Source organism: Parasedimentitalea nitratireducens, assembly GCF_057444295.1.
In genome coordinates, this window is record NZ_JBYAXC010000003.1 from 226399 (window position 1) to 243600 (window position 17202).

A 17202-nucleotide genomic window follows, 5' to 3' on the forward strand; every position below is an offset into this window, starting at 1 on the left:
GCGTCAGCCCTAGAGCGCCAGCACCCTCTCAACCGTTTCCCGAGCAGACTGGCAGGCACCGTGAACCGTACCCTGCGCCTCCGCCCCCAGCGCCTCTCCAGCAAAGAAGACACGCTGCTGTAACGGTGCCAAGATCTCTTCCATGCTGTCAAACTCGGCATCATCAAAATCATAGCTATAGGAGCCCTGAACATAGGGCGCCTTGGTCCAGTTCTGCACCACATGTTTGACGTAGTAGCGCGAGGCCTGACCATCATAGATCTGGTCCAACTCGCCCAGCACTTTGGCGCCGACCTCTTTGTCGCTCAACCACACATAGGGCGCGGCCTGGGCGTTGATGACAAACAAGCCCAGAATATGCCGATCGCTGTCTTTGCCATAGGCGGCGTCATAGACGGTTTTGTAATCGCCCCCCGCCATCAGCTTGGCGATCCGGTCAAAGATCAGAATGTCCGGATAGAACCGCTTGGAAAACTCGAAAAAGACCTTGATGCCATGGCCCATGACAATGCCGCGAATGGCTCGGCTTTGCTCTGCAGGTACCGGCGGATCAAACCGGATCTTATCCCGCTGCAACATGGTGACAGGCACCGTGACGATCACCCGATCCGCCCGGAACACTATGCCAGTTTTTGTGCGCACCCGCGCCTGTTGCCCGGTGTAGTCGATACTGGCAACCGGCGCGTTCAAATGGATCCGGTCACGGATGCTGGGCACAATGAACCGCTTCAGAAACCCATACCAGGTTGTCGATTTGAACTTATGCTCGGAATAAACCCGCCGCATCCAGTTGCGCTGTTTTAGGCGGCCCTTGACCCAGGATTGAAACGTCTGCGGCGCATACTCAATCGTCTCGACATCCATAGAAACAGATGGGTCATCCACAATCTCTTCCAGCACCTCGGGATCCTCATGGATCCATTCCGCTCCCAGATCGATAGGAAAATCCGCAAAGCCACGCAGCCGCTTGACCCGCCCGCCGATACGGTTTGAAGCCTCGACAATCTGCACATCCGCCCCAGCCCGGCGCAACAAGTAGCCCGCGGTCAATCCAGCCGCCCCCGCACCAATAACCACAACCTTGGGCCGCACAGTCGAGGCCTGTCCTTGGGGCGTGCTCAGTGCCGTCGCTAATGAGCTGCTAAGTCCTAGCGCCAAGCACTGTTTCAGAAACTGTTTTCTGGTCAGCTCATCCATCCAAGCGCCCTTTGATCTCATCCCAACTCAAAGGTTGTTACCCCAAACACTTTCTGAACCTCCAGCTCAGGCGCTTGCCCGCGATACATCCGCGCGGTTTCAAACACCGGCGCCAACCCCAGATCCTGCGCCAACGTCACCGCATCTGCGTTCACCTCAGGCACATCCAAAAACACCTCGGCATCCGGTGGAACAGCCGCCAACAACCGCGCCAACACCGCCTCGGCCACATCGCGCGCCTCGGCCACCAAGGGGCCAATCTTATAGCCCTCCTGACAGGGACGAATGGTGCCAAATCCAACGGTTTTCCCATCCCGCCGCGCCTGAACCGTCACGTGGCCAGGCGCCTGCAACCAGCCTTGCCAAAACGCATCCCGCGCAGCCGGAAATACACAGCGATCCAGAGCCAAAAGCGCCGCATCAGCATCACTGGTCCGATGCAGTTCAAGCCCCACAACCGGTCCGGCCTCGATTACCTTTGAAACCCCGCCATAGCGAATATTGCGATAGGCCAGCGCAAACCCCGAGGCGCGATAGTTGTCCTGCTGATCCACAACGCCATCCAGTCCCACAACGCGGCTGTCGGCGTGTTCCAGCGCCTGCTGCCACAACTGCAGACCATAGCCCTGCCCGCGCCACTGCGGCGCAACGATGTAAAAGCCTAAAAAGGAAAAAGATGACCCGTAGTTGACCACTGAAATAGATGCGATCATCTCGTCGCCAATCCAGCCGCCCCAAAACCCCTGGGGGTCAACTCTCGCAAAACACCCGGCATCCTGCGCACCCGGATTCCAGCCCTCTGCCGCAGCCCAGTCTACGGCCCGCTGGCAGTCATCCGGTGTCATCACCTGTATTCGGTACTCTTGTTCCATTGCACCCTCACAGCAATCCGCTCAAGACTGCAGGCTGGCACAGTCAGCGGGCAAACACAAAACAACGATTGCGTTTCACCGTCAGCCACATCACCCGCCCGGCCTCGGGTATGAACACATTCGGCACCGTTGCTTTCAACACCGATCCATCATGATCCATCTTGAATTCGATCAGGCTTTCATGGCCCAGGAACCGCGCCCTCAGCACCGTCGCCCGCGCAGCGACGCCGTCGCTGGGTGTGGGCAGCGGGCCAGATCCCGCGCGATCAAAGTCAATTTTCAGATGCTGCGGGCGAAACACGATGTCCACATCGGTGCCATCCGGCAGCCCAGGCGCCAGGAACTCTCCAAATGCTGTCTCCGCCAGCGCTCCTTGAACACGCGCCTGCAACACATTGGTATCGCTGAAAAACGCCACTGCCGCGTGATCCACTGGCCGGTTATAAACGTTATAGGGAGCGCCTTGTTGCACGATCTTACCCCCGCGCATCAGTGCGATCTCATCCGCCATCCGCATCGCCTCTTCCGGCTCATGGGTGACCAGCAAAACAGCGGTATCTTCTTCTTTCAGTAGGCTCAGGGTCTCGTCGCGAATGCCATCGCGCAAGCGGTTGTCCAGCCCCGAAAATGGCTCATCCATCAACATGATCCGAGGGCGCGGGGCCAGCGCGCGTGCCAAGGCCACCCGCTGCTGCTCGCCCCCTGACAGCTGGTGCGGAAAGCCGTCGATAAACCGCAGCAAATCCACCCGCGCCAGCAGCTCCTCGACCCGCTGTCGCTTCTCGTCCTTGCTGCCCTTCAGGCCAAAGCCGACATTGTCGGCCACGCTCAGATGCGGAAACAGGGCAAAGTCCTGAAACATCAGGCCAATCTCACGCCGCTCGGGCGGCACCCGGAAAATGGTGTCGCAGATCAACTTGCCATCAACATAGATCTCGCCGCTATCCTGCATCTCAACCCCGGCGATCATCCGCAGGGTGGTTGACTTGCCACAGCCAGATGGCCCCAGTAGGCAGGTCACCTGCCCGGCCTGAATGCTCAGCGAGACATCATCCACCACAGCCCGCCCATCAAAATGGCGCACCATGTTACGGATCTCTAGGCGGGGTGATGGCATCAACAGGGCATCAGGAACAGTATTCATGGTCTGGGTGCAGCCTCATTGACAATTACCGAGGAAAACCATCGGTTTTCCCCGCGCAGATATCAACCCCGCTTGTCAGGTGCAAGATGCCGCCCTCTATGCCAGCAGCTCAAATACGGTCTCGTCCCGCACCTGTCCGTTGACCATCAACTCGATGCGATGTTCACCCGGCACCAGCGTAAAGGTGCTGGCATTGCCCTTCAACGGATGCCGCTTTTTCAGGGTCAGGCCTCCATTGGCTAGTTTCGCCTGTTTCAACTTGAATACCTTGGCTGACACCTTGCCATTAGGACGTTGAAAATGCAGCCGATAGTCCACCAGCACCGGTAAGTCGTTGGCCGCGCTCAGAGAACAAGAAAATTCCAGCGCCTCACCAATGCGCACACTCTGCGCCTTTAGCTCCACCTTGGCCCCCAGTTCCGCCTGAGGATCATAGCCCAGCATCTTCATCGCACGTGGGTGCCCCGCCTTGACCAGTCCGCGCAAGGAATGGCTTGTCATCCAATCCAGCTCCTTGCGTACCTGATGTCCCTGCTCTTGCCACATCTCCAGCCGATCCATCACCAGATCGGGATCCTTTTTGGTGATGTCATTCAGATGATTTGCCACCGACCGGGTCACATAGCGGGTCTTGTCGCGGTGCAGCACATCCAACAAAGTCAGCGGATCGTGCAACTCCAGACCAACCGCCTCGCCCCAGGGCAGCCGCGGCCGCGTGCCTTCTGTCACCAGTCGCCGCACATGATAATTTTCATGCACCGCCCAGCCCTGCATCCGCTCCAGCGTCTCAGCTTGCCAACGGTTCAGAAACGGGCGGATCGCCCATTCCATCGAAAACCGCTTGGTAATCTCCTCAATCAAATCCAGCGCCAGCTCTCGGTGATCTTCCAATCCTTTGGTGATCACAAACTCACCCAGCGGCGCAAAGATGAAATCGCCAAAGTCATCATCCGTCTTGCTGGGATCCAGCGGCTCGGGCAGCGCCGCGCGCAGAGTATCCGCCACCTGTGGCAACTCCCTTGGCAGCATCATGCCCAGAACCTCAGCAATCCAGGAAATCCGCTGCTTCAACTCCAACTCCAGCAACCGCTCCATCACCCCCGCTTCAAACGCTTGGGCATCAAACCCCGCATCCGCACCGGCAAACAGACCCGCCAAATAACGGGTCTTGTCTTGGTTAAACAGCTGATCCTTCAGCGAAAAGCCACTGGCCATCTTACATCACCGTGTTTGTGGCGCCGCCATCCAGCAGGATGTTCTGGCCTACGATAAACCCGGCATGTTGCGAGCACAGGAACGCACAGGTCGCACCAAACTCTCCACGGGTGCCATACCGCCCGGCCGGAATGGTGGCACTGCGCTGTGCTTTGGCGTCCTCCATTGAAATCCCCTGCTGCGATGAAACCCCAGTATCCAGAGCCACCGCGCGATCTGTGGCATGAATACCCGGCTGCAGGTTGTTGATGGTCACCCCCTGCCCGGCCACCTGCCGTGCAGTCCCGGCCACATAACCGGTCAAACCAGCCCGCGCTGAATTTGACAGGCCCAGCACCGCAATCGGCGCCTTCACGGATACACTAGTGATATTGACCACCCGGCCCCAGCCTTTATCCATCATCCCCGGAAGCAGCGCCTTCATCAGCGCAATCGGGGCCAGCATATTGGCATCCAGTGCCGCGATGAAATCGTCGCGATCCCAGTCACTCCACATGCCCGGAGGCGGCCCACCCGCATTGTTGACAAGAATATCAACACCTTCTGCAGCAGCCAATACCTTGGCCTGCCCCTCTTCTGTTGCAATATCAGCTGCAACCGTGACCACATCCACGCCATACTGCTCGCGAATACCCTGCGCCGAGGCCTCTAGCGCCTCAGATCCACGGGCGTTCATCACCAGATTCACACCTGCCTCAGCCAGCGCCTCGGCACAGCCCAGGCCCAACCCCTTGCTGCTGGCACAAACCAGCGCGCGCTTGCCGCTAATTCCCAGATCCATGATCTCTCTCCCCCTTAACGGTTTTCAATTTTGGCAATCCTTGCACCGGGCCCGGACGATTCACCAGTCCACCCGCCCGCAAATCTGCGTTATCTGGTCCAGCCGCTGCCACATTTCCGGCTTACACCCATAGACGAAGGGCACAATTGCCCCCATATTTCTTTAGTTCAACCAACCCAAGGTCTCCCAGTGCTTATGGAACACGGTCATATCCAATCGGTCCTCGCCTACCCCGCCTCGCAATTCTGTGTCGAGGTTGGGGCCAATATGGGCGACAGCCTTGGGGTTCATGACGAGTTGATGCTGGATGACACCTATCAGCTGTCTCCCTCTACCGCGCCTCAGCGTCTGTCGCTGTCGGCCCAACATGACAACACCCTGCTGGTGTCCGAAAATACCGAACTGGGCACGCCAGGCGCAGTCCTGCATCTGGATTGCTCGCTCAGCCTGATGTCGCCAGACGGGCAAATCAGCGAGGCACTGGTGCTGGTCGAGGTAGATGAAGAGGGCATGATCGCCGCCATCTTCCTGCTGCCTCTGGCTCCAATCCTGCCGCAGACCGACTATGTTCTGGTGCGCACAGAAATCGACGGTGCCCGCAAGAAACTGGCCCAGGTGGCCAGTGTTTCTTTTAGCCGCGGCACCCATATCACCATGGCCTCGGGCGCACAGGTGCCAATTGAACAGTTGCAGCCCGGCGACCGAGTGCTGACCCGCGACGATGGCCCGCAGATGGTGCGCTGGATCGGCCAGACCACCCACCGGGCCACCGGCGGCATGGCGCCCGTGCTGATCCAGGCCGAGGCTCTGAACAACGAGCATGACCTGCTGGTCAGCCCCGACCACCGCTTGTTTGTATATCAGCGCAGCGACGAGATTGGCGCCGGCACATCCGAGCTGCTGGTCAAGGCCCGCCACTTGGTCAACGGCGACACCGTGGTGGTGCGCGAAGGTGGCTTTGTCGACTATTTCCAGATCCTGTTTGATCGTCATCACATCATCTATGCCGAGGGCATCGCTGCCGAATCCCTGTTGATTGATCCGGTCACCAAACCGGCGCTGCCCGAAACATTGCTGGCCGAGCTTTCATCCAAGATGCCGCGCCACGGGCGACGCGACGACCATGGGCTGGACGTTCAGAAAACCCTGTTGGACCGCCCTGACGCCATCGACGCGCTAAAACGCGCCTCGCTGCGCTAAACGTCACCCCGCCTTGGCCAGTTCCAGCCCATAGGGACGGCGATAATCCTCTATCATCATCTCCGGATGTTTCAGCACCCCCTGGGTGATCAGCAGCCGCATATGCCGCCCATCGTAATATCGCTCTTCGGCAATCTTGCCGTCGCGCCACTGCTGCCAGACCAGCCCATCAATCTGATGTGGGATGCCTTCGGATGTGCAGAAACTGGTCTTGTTGCGAAACACACAGATCTGCTGGTCCGCCACGATCTTCACATCCGTGATAATGCCGTCAACGGTCGCTGCCGAGGAAATAAACGGCACCTGCTTGCGCCGTCCCTCATCCGCGCATTTGGCAAACAGCGCATCATTGGCAAACATCACGCCGTCAGCGGCAAAGAACTGATCAAAAGCCTCTAGTAGCTTACCAGCCCGCAACAAGCCCACCTGCGCGGTGACACAATCGGCAAAAACACTCTCATCCATATCCACACCTATTCCCTCGATTCTCTCCCTTGGCCCACGCCGAAGAAAGGAGAACATAACTAGAACAACCATCATCCTTAGGTCAACAGACTACACCAGCCCTCCTGACAGTTTCTGACATTAGGAAAATGTCGCAGATTTCTCTAGCGCCCCTCCTCCAGCTCCCGCACCTTGGCATGGGCGTTCAGGAACAGGCGTGGCGTGACATCGTCGCCGACATAGGCCTCGATATGGCCTCCTAACAGCGCCATCCAGTAGATGCGCAGCACCGCGTTGATCCGGCGACCATAGCCAGGCCCAAGTTTGCGAAACCAGCGCACCATGTCGGCATCCAGCCGAATGGTCACACGGGTCTTTTCCCGGTCTAGCCGCTCCCAATTGTCCATGCAGCTCCAGTTCTCGGGCAGGCTTTTATCCAGCCACTCGCGGCGCATGGCATCCTGGTGGTGTTCCAGCTCCAACTGCATTTCAGTGCTGGCGGTTTTCTGAGTAAGGCGCATGGTATCACAGCTTTCTGCCTGTTGCGGGGGTCAGCAGTTTGCGCCCAAATGGTTAACCCAGCGCAAGCACAGCGAACGGTGCATGCCCGGTGCATATGCGGTGCACGCTTTGTGCCCTGCGTTTTCCTTGCTTCTGGGGCGTTTCTTACCTATACGCGCGCTCATGTCTGATACCGCCACAAACCGCCCCGAATTGCCGAGCGAAATCGCCCGCCGCCGCACCTTTGCGATCATCTCGCACCCGGATGCGGGTAAGACGACTCTGACCGAAAAATTTCTGCTTTATGGTGGCGCGATTCAGATGGCTGGACAGGTCCGCGCCAAGGGCGAGGCCCGGCGTACGCGATCCGACTTTATGCAAATGGAAAAAGACCGCGGCATCTCGGTTTCGGCCTCTGCAATGTCGTTTGATTACGCGGACTTCCGGTTCAACCTTGTGGACACGCCTGGTCACTCTGATTTCTCCGAAGATACCTATCGCACGCTGACGGCGGTGGATGCTGCGGTGATGGTGATTGACGGCGCCAAGGGTGTGGAAAGCCAGACTCAAAAGCTGTTCGAGGTTTGCCGCCTGCGTGACCTGCCGATCCTGACGTTCTGTAACAAGATGGACCGCGAAAGCCGGGACATCTTTGATATCATTGATGAAATTCAGGAAAACCTGGCCATCGACGTAACCCCGGCCAGCTGGCCCATCGGGGTTGGACGTGACTTTGTCGGCTGTTATGACATCCTGCGCGACCGTCTGGAACTGATGGACCGCGCCGACCGGAACAAGGTTGCGGAAAGCATTGAAATCAACGGCTTGGACGACCCCAAGCTTGCGGAACACGTGCCCGAGCATCTGCTGGAGAAGTTCCTGGAAGAGCTTGAAATGGCGCGTGAACTGATGCCAGCACTGGACCAACAGGCCCTGCTAGACGGCACCATGACCCCAATCTGGTTTGGATCCGCGATTAATTCCTTTGGTGTCAAAGAGTTGATGGACGGTATTGCCAACTACGGACCCGAACCACAGGTCCAAACGGCACAGCCCCGCAACATCGCACCGGAAGAGAAAAAAGTTGCCGGTTTTGTGTTTAAGGTTCAGGCCAACATGGACCCCAAACACCGCGACCGCGTTGCCTTTGTTCGTATGGCCAGCGGCCACTTCAAACGTGGCATGAAGCTGACCCACGTGCGCACCAAAAAGCCGATGGCGATCTCGAACCCAGTGCTGTTCCTGGCCTCAGATCGGGAACTGGCAGAAGAGGCCTGGGCCGGTGATATCATTGGCATTCCCAACCACGGTCAGCTGCGCATTGGTGACACCCTGACCGAGGGAGAAGCCCTGCGTGTCAGCGGTATTCCATCCTTCGCGCCAGAACTGTTGCAAAGCGTTCGCCCAGGGGATCCTCTGAAATCCAAACACTTGGAAAAGGCGTTGATGCAGTTCGCCGAAGAGGGCGCCGCTAAGGTGTTCAAGCCCTCTATCGGATCGGGCTTTATCGTCGGTGTTGTCGGCCAGCTTCAGTTTGAGGTTTTGGCCAGCCGGATCGAAATGGAATACGGCCTGCCTGTGCGGTTTGAGCAAAGCCAATTCACCTCGGCCCGCTGGGTTGCTGGAGAAAAGCAGGCGCTGGATAAATTCACCACTGCCAACAGCCAGCATATCGCCCATGACCACGATGGCGACATCGTTTATCTCACGCGTCTTCAATGGGATATCGACAGGGTGGAACGGGATTATCCGGACTTGAAACTGACCGCGACAAAAGAAATGATGGTTTAAAGCAAGTTCACACCGACAAGGATGGAATATGGCGGTAACCGCATCAAGCTGGGGCGTTGTGGCAACGATCAAGGCCCCAGCGATCTCTATCCTGAATTTTGCGGCTTATCATCTGGATCTTGGCGCGCAACGTTTGCACATCTATCTGGATGAACCCAACCCTGAGGTGTTCCCCCATCTCAAGGCCCACCCCAAGATCCGCGTTCACACCTGTGACGAGAGCTATTGGAAGCGCCGCAAATGCGATCGCCCTGACGGCCATCAATACCGCCAGACCTTGAACGCAACCCATGCCTATAACCGGATCCAGACTGACTGGATCACGCATATCGACGTTGATGAGTTTTTGTGGACTGACAACGACTTATCTCAAATTCTGTCACAACTGCCCGCTGACGTGAACTGTGGTCGTGTCTATCCAATCGAATATCTGCCTGGACGCGAGCACCTCTATAAAACAGCAGTTCCTGGCAGTAGAAACCGCGAAGCGCAGGTCCGTGAAATCTACCCTACCTACGCCGCCTTTCTAAAAGGCGGATTTATGAGCCACGTTGCCGGTAAGCTGTTTGTACGCACTGGCCTGGAAAATGTGCGTTTCCGGATCCACAATGTCCTGCAAGGCGGCGAAAAAAATCCTGGTATGGTCGACCTGACACAGGCTCGGCTTTGCCACCACCACTACGAGGATTGGGAGGATTGGCAAACTTCGTACCGTTACCGATTGGAACGCGGTTCGTACCGGCCAAGTCTAGGTGCAGATTCTCACCACCTGTTGGGGGGCCTTAGCAAGCACGAGCTTTTGAGTATGATCGAGGAAGAACAAGGGGTAGACGGCCTAAAGCGATTCTTTGATGAAGTCAGCGCACAAGACCCTGAGGTGTTCCAGCGGCTCAGTGATCGGGGCATGATCCTGAAGAAGGACCTTGTGCTAGAGCGGAAACGTCAGAAACAATTCCCTGATTTTACCTGAATTGTCTCTTAAAAGCCCCAAGAAGCGGACTATTTCCCATATAGAGCGACTTTGTTTGACCGACGCTGTGGTTTTTGTTATTCCCCGCCGCGAGCCGACAGTGCAGTCGCACCAGACCAACCGGGTCCGGCCATTTTAACGTACGTGCGGGCCAAGCCATTGTCCGCGAAACGCGGAAACACATGACGAAATTTTCTGACCTGAATCTAAATCCCAAAGTTCTCAAAGCTATCGACGAAGCGGGATACGAATCCCCAACGCCGATCCAGGCCGATGCGATACCGCCTGCCCTTGAAGGGCGCGACGTTTTGGGGATCGCTCAGACAGGTACAGGCAAAACCGCCTCTTTTACCTTGCCAATGATCACGTTGCTGGCCCGTGGCCGCGCTCGCGCCCGGATGCCACGCAGCTTGGTTCTATGCCCAACACGCGAACTCGCAGCCCAGGTTGCTGAAAACTTTGACACCTACTCAAAGCATCTAAAGCTGACCAAGGCGCTGCTGATTGGTGGCGTGTCGTTCAAAGAACAAGACGCAGCCATTGACCGTGGTGTCGACGTTCTGATTGCCACACCTGGCCGTCTGCTGGACCATTTCGAGCGCGGCAAACTGATTCTTTCTGACGTCAAAGTCATGGTGGTTGATGAAGCCGACCGGATGCTTGACATGGGGTTCATCCCCGACATCGAACGCATCTTTGGCCTGACCAACCCACTGACCCGTCAAACCCTGTTCTTCTCGGCCACCATGGCGCCCGAGATCGAGCGGATCACCAATACTTTCCTGTCCGCCCCTGCCCGCATTGAAGTGGCGCGTCAGGCGACAGCGTCCGAGAACATTGAACAGGGCGTTGTCATGTTCAAAGCCTCGCGCCGGGATCGCGAAGGCAGTGAAAAGCGCAAGCTGCTGCGGACACTAATCGACGTCGAAGGTGAGAAGTGCACCAACGCGATCATCTTCTGCAACCGCAAGGTCGACGTGGATATCGTAGCCAAATCTCTTAAGAAGTACGGCCATGACGCCGCTGCTATTCATGGAGATCTGGACCAAAGCCAGCGTACCAAAACACTGGACGCGTTCCGCGAAGGTGGATTGCGCATTCTGGTGGCGTCAGACGTTGCCGCCCGTGGGTTGGATGTGCCCAGCGTGAGCCACGTGTTCAACTACGATGTTCCAGGCCATGCCGAGGACTATGTTCATCGCATTGGCCGGACCGGTCGCGCTGGACGTGATGGTAAGGCGATGATGATCTGCGTCCCCAAGGACGAAAAGAACTTCGCCGATATCGAACGTTTGGTGCAAAAGGAAATTCCACGTCTGGAAAATCCGCTGAAGGCAGCCAAGGCTGAAAAAGCCAAGGACAGTTCTGAAAGCAAGGACGCCGCTAAGGACGCAACTGAGGGTAAGAAATACACCTCTCGCAGTCGGCGGTCTTCGTCCAAGTCTGACGACAACAAGTCAAAAGACAATGAAAACCAAGCGGCAACCACGCAGCAGGGTTCAGAAGAGCGTCAGACCAAGTCTGAAAACCGCCGGAGCAGATCTGGTGACAGCCAATCCAAGGGTAAGGACAACAAGTCTTCGTCTCGTTCGTCAAACAACCGCTCACGCGGTGGTCGTGACAATGGCAAAGTTGTTGTTGGTTTGGGCGATCATCTGCCCAGCTTTATCGCGCTTAGCTTTGAAGAGCGGCGCGCGGGCTAAACCCACAGTCAAACGAATTTCAAAGGCCGCCCCACTGTTGAGGCGGTCTTTTTTTCTGCGTGGCTAAGTCGCCGATATCGCAGCGCGAATGTTTGCCACATCAGGACCATGCGCAGCCAGGGCGCGGCTGGAGCTGACAATGATCCGACTGCGGTCTTCTGTTATCGCGGCAACCTCGTCCAGGGTTGCGCCCTGTTGGCCAATTCCTGGGGCTAGAAAATAGGCATCGGGCAAACGTTCAAGTGCGTATTGCAGATCAGCGGGTTGCGTTGCCCCGACAACCGCCCCAACAGTCCTGTTCCCCCGTGTCGCCTCCCAGTCAGCGATGTCCTCAAGCAGGCGATGCCAAAGCTTGGGCGATCCATGCTCCTGCAATGTTCTCCCTTCGGGGTTCGAGGACCGGGCCACAACAAAAACATAAGCCCCTGCATCATGTGCGCGGTCTAACAATGGGCTTAAGGCCGCGAACCCCAGATACGGGATAACCGTGATTGCATCGACCGGCATCGGAGCCCCCTGCCCCAGCCACGCACTGCCATAGGCATCGATTGTGGGACCGATGTCACCCCGCTTGGCATCGGCAAGCACCAACAGGCCAAGATTTCTGACTTCATGGATGACTTCGGTTAGAACCGAATAGCCCTCAGCTCCAAAGCGTTCAAAATAGGCGACCTGAGGTTTTACCAGGGGAGCAGTTCCCGCTGCAGCCTTTAACATGGCGAGTGAAAACGCGCGCGCGCCAGCTGCGGTATCGTCCAGCCCCCAAGCCCTGAGGGTATCAGGTGTGGGATCAATGCCTACGCATCTTGTAAGGTCGGATCTGGATCTAGTGGACAGTTCACTGACAAGCGACATCGCTTAATTTTCCTTTGCAAAATACAGATCGAACATAGCAACGGCTATGCTCGGCTTCCATTAGATTACAAAGGCGGCTTTCACGCCCTTTGAAGCGGCCTTTGTCATTGGGGCCGACGTGCTGACTTAACTCGCTGCGCTGGTATTCACCTCAGACATGCTCCATTCCTCACAACGTGAAAAACGATAGGGCACGGCGTTCTTTGCAGGTTTCTTTGCCCCGAACAGGTTCTGGCACAGCGCGCTGATAACGCCATAGTGGCTGACAAAAAGCACACGTTGGCCCCGATATTCGTTCTGCCAGTTGTTCACACTCGCGGAAACGCGATTGCAAACATTGGCCCAAGCCTCGCTATCCGCCGAGATATTTTCCATCGTCACAAATTCTAGTACTGAGGCATCGGCGGGAACGATCTCACTAAGCAGCTGCCCTTCGAACACACCGAAGTTGCGCTCTATCAGGTCATCGTCAATCAAGACCGGCACGCCGAGACGATTGCCAATGATCGTTGCGGTTTGATGTGCTCTCAGAAGTGGGCTGCTGACAATGACGTCAATTGATTGATCTACAAGAAAGTTGGCTGAGGTTTCAGCCTGGGCTATGCCAGTCTGGTTGAGCGGCTGGTCGGACCTCCCTTGCAGGCGACCTTGTAAGTTCCAGTCCGTTTGCCCATGGCGGACAAACATAAATTCTTGCGTGGTTTTTGTGCAGTGTTCCATTTGGGTTGTATTGCACCGCACATTGCTCAGTGCAAACGCTCTTCCCTCATAGGGCGGCTATAGGCCAAGGACAGGCAGACCCATGTGACCACACCTTAGGACTCTGTTAACGAACGTTTGCACTTGCTGCATGGCGGCATTGCCAAGTTGGCCGATGTCATCGTGCCTGAACTCGCTTATCTGGTGTCTCAAGCAATGACACTCGATTTCAAATCCGCGAGAAAACACATGTCCCAGTTTGACACACCGAACCTGACCCACGCTGACATCCGCGCCATCGAAGCGCGTGCGCACCAGCTGCGTAGCGAAGCCCTGCACGACCTGATGCGCGCCTTGGGTCAGAAGATTGCGGCGATCCCGCACAAGTTTGTGAGCCTGTTTCACCGCTCGCACCCAGCCTAATTTAGGCGTTGTCGATTAAACTTGGATCACTCAACGCTGCCTGAAATCAAAGATTTCAACGCGTTAAGTAATTCCCGTTGTTTCAGATTAAAATCGAAACGCTATAGACGACCGAAGACCACTCACGAAAAACGCCCCGGTTTTGATTAACCGGGGCGTTTTAGTATTCAGGGCTTGGTGTGTTGTCAGCGCATACGGCTGACAACAACTGTGACTTCGGGCTTTTTTCCGATTTCATTCTGCGAGGTCTGGCGGGTCACGCGGCGCAGGCTTTCTTCAAGCTTGTCATCATCCCGCAGCGTCTTGCTGTTGGCGCGCTTCAGGAACTGATCCAGGTCTGCTTCCAGAACCTCGACCAAGCCAGCTTTGGAGCGGCCCATCTCAGGCAGACCTTTGATGTCACACCATGGTTCACCCAGGGGTTCGTCGTCCTCGTCCATGATCACAGTCACTACAACATGGCCATTCAGGGCCATGCGAATACGATCGCGGACGATACCATCCATGGCGCCGATCTTGACCGAACCATCCAGATATGTACGGCCAGTGTCGACATATTCAGCCACCACAGGGGTATCACCAGTCAGGTCCATCATCATACCGTTGACGACAACTGAGCTGGACATGCCTTTGCTGATGCCCAGCCGCGAGTGTTCGCGCAGGTGGCGGTGCTCACCATGCATTGGGATCAACATTTTCGGCTTCACCAGATCATGCAGCGTTTCGAGATCTGGACGGTTGGCGTGACCCGACACATGATACAGACCCGAGCTGTCGTCTACGATATCCACACCCTTTTCCGAGAGCTGGTTCATGATGCTGATCACGCCCTTCTCGTTGCCGGGAATGGTTTTCGACGAGAACAGGAACAGATCGCCCTCTTTTAGCTGCAGGCCACGGTACTTGCCCCGCGCCAGCTGTGCTGAGGCAGCGCGGCGTTCGCCCTGGCTGCCGGTCACCAGCAACATCACGTTCTCACGCGGCATTTGAGTGGCATCTTCGGGGCTGACCACTTTTGGGAAATCGGTAAGAACACCGGTTTCAACCGCAGCCTCGACCATGCGCTGCATGGCACGGCCCAGCAGGACAACAGACCGCCCTGCGCGCTCACCGGCCTCGGCCAGTGTTTTCACCCGCGCCACATTGGAGGCAAAGGTGGTGGCGACAACCATACCCTTGGCGTCCTGTACCAGCTTGGTGATTTCGGGGCCTAGCTCCAGCTCGGATCGGCCAGGGTTGGGAGAGAACACGTTGGTACTGTCGCACATCAGCGCCTGTACCCCACCCTTGCTGAGGTCACGCCACAGATCGGGATCAAAGGGCTCACCCACAATCGGAGTTGGATCGGTTTTGAAATCGCCCGAATGCAACACGCGACCCGCAGGCGTATCAATTACCATACCGCCGCTTTCGGGCACCGAGTGCGAGATCGGCACGACACCAATGGTGAAGGGACCCAGCTTGGTCACTTCCGGCCAAGCCGAAACTGTGCGAACAGCGTCCTCAGGGTGGCCGTGCTCTTTCATCTTGCGACGGGCAATATTGGCGGTGAAGGCACGCGCAAAGATCGGCGCCTTCAGCTTGCTGTACATATGCGCCACGCCACCGATGTGGTCTTCGTGGGCGTGGGTGATAAAGATGCCTTCGAGCTGGTCAGCCCGTTCCTGTAGCCAGGTCATGTCAGGCATGATCAGGTCAACACCGGGAGTGCTGTCCATATCCGGGAAAGCCACACCCAGATCCACCAGGATCAGGCGCTCTTTGCCGGGTTTGCCATAGCCATAGACATAGGCGTTCATACCAATTTCGCCTGCCCCACCCAGGGGCAGATAGATCAATCGTTCAGTGCTCATTTTAGAGACCGTTTTCCTTGTTGTATTTGTGAATGATCTGCAGACCATGCATGGTCAGATCATCCTCAAAAGCGTCGAAAAGTTGTGCTGATTGCTGGAACAAAGGCGCCAGCCCGCCTGTCGAGATAATTTTCATCGGAACGCCGTGTTCCGCTTTGATCCGGGCGCAGATCTCGCGCACCAGTCCCACGTAGCCCCAGAACACGCCGGATTGCATGCAGGCTACGGTGTTGGTGCCGATAACGGCTTGCGGCTTTGAGATGTCCACATGGGGCAGCGCCGCTGCCGCTTGGTGTAGAGCTTCGAGGCTCAGGTTGACACCTGGTGCGATAACACCGCCGATATAGGCTCCGTCGTCCGCAACCACATCAAATGTCGTGGCGGTGCCGAAATCCACCATGATCAGGTTGCCGCCATAGTGGTCAAACCCGGCGACGGTGTTGACCAGCCGATCTGGCCCTACCGCTGTGCCCTCGTCCACGCGGACATCAACGGGGAGCAAGCAATCGGTCTTGCCCACGACAAGAGGACGTGTGTTGAAATAGCGATCAGACAGAACCCGCAGATTGAACACGACACGTGGCACCGTCGAAGAGATGATCACATCGGTGATATCCGCCTCTATGCCCTGCAGGCGCATCAACGTATTTAGCCAGACAAAATACTGGTCGGCTGTTCGTTGCCAATCGGTGGCAGTGCGCCATGTGCCGATAAAGCGTTCGCCATCCCAGATGGAAAACACGGTGTTGGTATTGCCGCAGTCGACTGCCAAAAGCATCGTGCTTTGCCCTTCCTAGAAGTAGATGTCCGCTGCGGGGATACTAACGCGGCCCTTGGCGGTGTTTAGAACAAGGTTGCCCTCGCCGTCCACCGTTTCAAACGTTCCAGTGGTTTCGGCTGTTCCAGTGCGGGCGGTGATCACTTCGCCCAATTTGGCGGCTTTGTCCAGCCAAGCGGTTCTGATCACGTCAAACCCATAGGTCACAAACTGTTGTTCGTACTGGGCATAAGCGGCCGCCAGCTCTCCCAGAAACTCTTCGGGGGTAACCGCAGCCCCAGTTTCAGACAACAAAGAAACAGGCGGAACGGCCCCCTCTTCCAATTGTTCCACCGGCGGCACTTCGCTCAGGTTCACGCCGATCCCAATGAACAGATGGGTGACACCTCCACCGGTGCCAGCACTTTCGAGCAGAATACCGGCCAATTTGCCACCATTGAGCAAAACATCGTTGGGCCACTTGAGAGAAAAGCCAGCAGCACGCCCGGTTACGGCAACACAGGCATCAAACAGGGCCAGAGATGTCACAAAACTACGCAACGCCGCTTGTGCTGGAGATCCTTCAGGACGCAGCACCAAGGTGCAGGCCAAGTTCCCCTTGGGATTGACCCAAGCGCGTCCTCTGCGGCCGCGTGCAGCTGTCTGGTGGTGGGCAAGGATCCATTCGGGGCCAGCGAGTGAGGGTGCAATCCGCGCGGCCTCGTTCAAGGTGCTGTCCACCTCGGTCAGGATCCGCCGCCCATATCCATCTGGCCACTGACGCATGTTACCCTCGT

17 protein-coding genes are annotated in these 17202 nt (G+C 56.9%); 5 read left to right on the plus strand and 12 right to left on the minus strand.

The genetic code is table 11. The features are described from left to right. Nucleotides 1–9: 9 nt before the first annotated feature. The 5 genes from AC2T28_RS11775 to AC2T28_RS11795 form a co-directional block, all read right to left on the minus strand. Nucleotides 10–1197: a flavin monoamine oxidase family protein gene (locus AC2T28_RS11775; RefSeq protein WP_486749185.1), complete on the minus strand. Its 1188-nt coding sequence runs from the start codon at nucleotides 1195–1197 to the stop codon at nucleotides 10–12. Nucleotides 1198–1214: 17 nt separating this feature from the next. Next, on the minus strand, nucleotides 1215–2069 hold the full coding sequence (locus tag AC2T28_RS11780; protein WP_486749186.1) for a GNAT family N-acetyltransferase: 855 nt from the start codon (nucleotides 2067–2069) through the stop codon (nucleotides 1215–1217). Between the two features lie 43 nt (nucleotides 2070–2112). Further along, nucleotides 2113–3213, minus strand: a complete 1101-nt coding sequence (locus tag AC2T28_RS11785) for an ABC transporter ATP-binding protein (RefSeq protein WP_486749187.1) — start codon at nucleotides 3211–3213, stop codon at nucleotides 2113–2115. Nucleotides 3214–3309: 96 nt separating this feature from the next. After that, entirely contained in the window at nucleotides 3310–4428 is a 1119-nt protein-coding gene (locus AC2T28_RS11790; RefSeq protein WP_486749188.1) for a hypothetical protein, read from the minus strand. A 1-nt stretch (nucleotide 4429) separates the two neighbouring features. Continuing rightward, nucleotides 4430–5209, minus strand: a complete 780-nt coding sequence (locus AC2T28_RS11795) for an SDR family oxidoreductase (protein ID WP_486749189.1) — start codon at nucleotides 5207–5209, stop codon at nucleotides 4430–4432. 195 nt (nucleotides 5210–5404) lie between these two features. Here AC2T28_RS11795 and AC2T28_RS11800 point away from each other — a divergent pair, with 195 nt between their 5' ends. Next, nucleotides 5405–6409, plus strand: coding sequence for a Hint domain-containing protein (locus tag AC2T28_RS11800; protein ID WP_486749190.1), 1005 nt, complete (start codon nucleotides 5405–5407; stop codon nucleotides 6407–6409). 3 nt (nucleotides 6410–6412) lie between these two features. Here the strand turns inward: AC2T28_RS11800 and AC2T28_RS11805 are convergent, their stop codons facing one another. Next, complete coding sequence (locus AC2T28_RS11805; RefSeq protein WP_486749191.1) at nucleotides 6413–6874, minus strand: hypothetical protein; 462 nt, start codon at nucleotides 6872–6874, stop codon at nucleotides 6413–6415. A 143-nt stretch (nucleotides 6875–7017) separates the two neighbouring features. Next, the gene (locus AC2T28_RS11810) at nucleotides 7018–7374 is read right to left on the minus strand and encodes a BrnA antitoxin family protein (RefSeq protein WP_486749192.1); all 357 of its coding nucleotides are present in this window, start codon (nucleotides 7372–7374) and stop codon (nucleotides 7018–7020) included. Nucleotides 7375–7537: 163 nt separating this feature from the next. Here AC2T28_RS11810 and AC2T28_RS11815 point away from each other — a divergent pair, with 163 nt between their 5' ends. The 3 genes from AC2T28_RS11815 to AC2T28_RS11825 all read left to right on the plus strand — a co-directional run bounded on the left by AC2T28_RS11815 (nucleotide 7538) and on the right by AC2T28_RS11825 (nucleotide 11818). After that, nucleotides 7538–9145, plus strand: coding sequence for a peptide chain release factor 3 (locus AC2T28_RS11815; protein ID WP_486749193.1), 1608 nt, complete (start codon nucleotides 7538–7540; stop codon nucleotides 9143–9145). A 28-nt stretch (nucleotides 9146–9173) separates the two neighbouring features. Next, the gene (locus AC2T28_RS11820; protein WP_486749194.1) at nucleotides 9174–10115 is read left to right on the plus strand and encodes a glycosyltransferase family 2 protein; all 942 of its coding nucleotides are present in this window, start codon (nucleotides 9174–9176) and stop codon (nucleotides 10113–10115) included. A gap of 182 nt (nucleotides 10116–10297) precedes the next feature. After that, the gene (locus AC2T28_RS11825; RefSeq protein WP_486749195.1) at nucleotides 10298–11818 is read left to right on the plus strand and encodes a DEAD/DEAH box helicase; all 1521 of its coding nucleotides are present in this window, start codon (nucleotides 10298–10300) and stop codon (nucleotides 11816–11818) included. A gap of 63 nt (nucleotides 11819–11881) precedes the next feature. Here the strand turns inward: AC2T28_RS11825 and pyrF are convergent, their stop codons facing one another. After that, entirely contained in the window at nucleotides 11882–12673 is a 792-nt protein-coding gene (pyrF, locus tag AC2T28_RS11830) for an orotidine-5'-phosphate decarboxylase (protein ID WP_486749196.1), read from the minus strand. Nucleotides 12674–12799: 126 nt separating this feature from the next. Next, a complete protein-coding gene (locus AC2T28_RS11835; protein ID WP_486749197.1) occupies nucleotides 12800–13393 on the minus strand; it encodes a histidine phosphatase family protein in 594 nt (197 codons plus the stop codon). Nucleotides 13394–13621: 228 nt separating this feature from the next. On the opposite strand from AC2T28_RS11835, the gene AC2T28_RS11840 reads away from it, so the two are divergent. Continuing rightward, the gene (locus tag AC2T28_RS11840) at nucleotides 13622–13795 is read left to right on the plus strand and encodes an RSP_7527 family protein (RefSeq protein WP_486749198.1); all 174 of its coding nucleotides are present in this window, start codon (nucleotides 13622–13624) and stop codon (nucleotides 13793–13795) included. A 185-nt stretch (nucleotides 13796–13980) separates the two neighbouring features. Here the strand turns inward: AC2T28_RS11840 and AC2T28_RS11845 are convergent, their stop codons facing one another. The 3 genes from AC2T28_RS11845 to AC2T28_RS11855 are packed head-to-tail and all read right to left on the minus strand — an operon-like array spanning nucleotide 13981 to nucleotide 17191. Further along, nucleotides 13981–15648, minus strand: a complete 1668-nt coding sequence (locus AC2T28_RS11845) for a ribonuclease J (RefSeq protein WP_486749199.1) — start codon at nucleotides 15646–15648, stop codon at nucleotides 13981–13983. A 1-nt stretch (nucleotide 15649) separates the two neighbouring features. Beyond that, a complete protein-coding gene (locus AC2T28_RS11850) occupies nucleotides 15650–16426 on the minus strand; it encodes a type III pantothenate kinase (RefSeq protein WP_486749200.1) in 777 nt (258 codons plus the stop codon). Between the two features lie 15 nt (nucleotides 16427–16441). Beyond that, nucleotides 16442–17191: a biotin--[acetyl-CoA-carboxylase] ligase gene (locus AC2T28_RS11855; protein ID WP_486749201.1), complete on the minus strand. Its 750-nt coding sequence runs from the start codon at nucleotides 17189–17191 to the stop codon at nucleotides 16442–16444. Nucleotides 17192–17202: the final 11 nt, after the last annotated feature.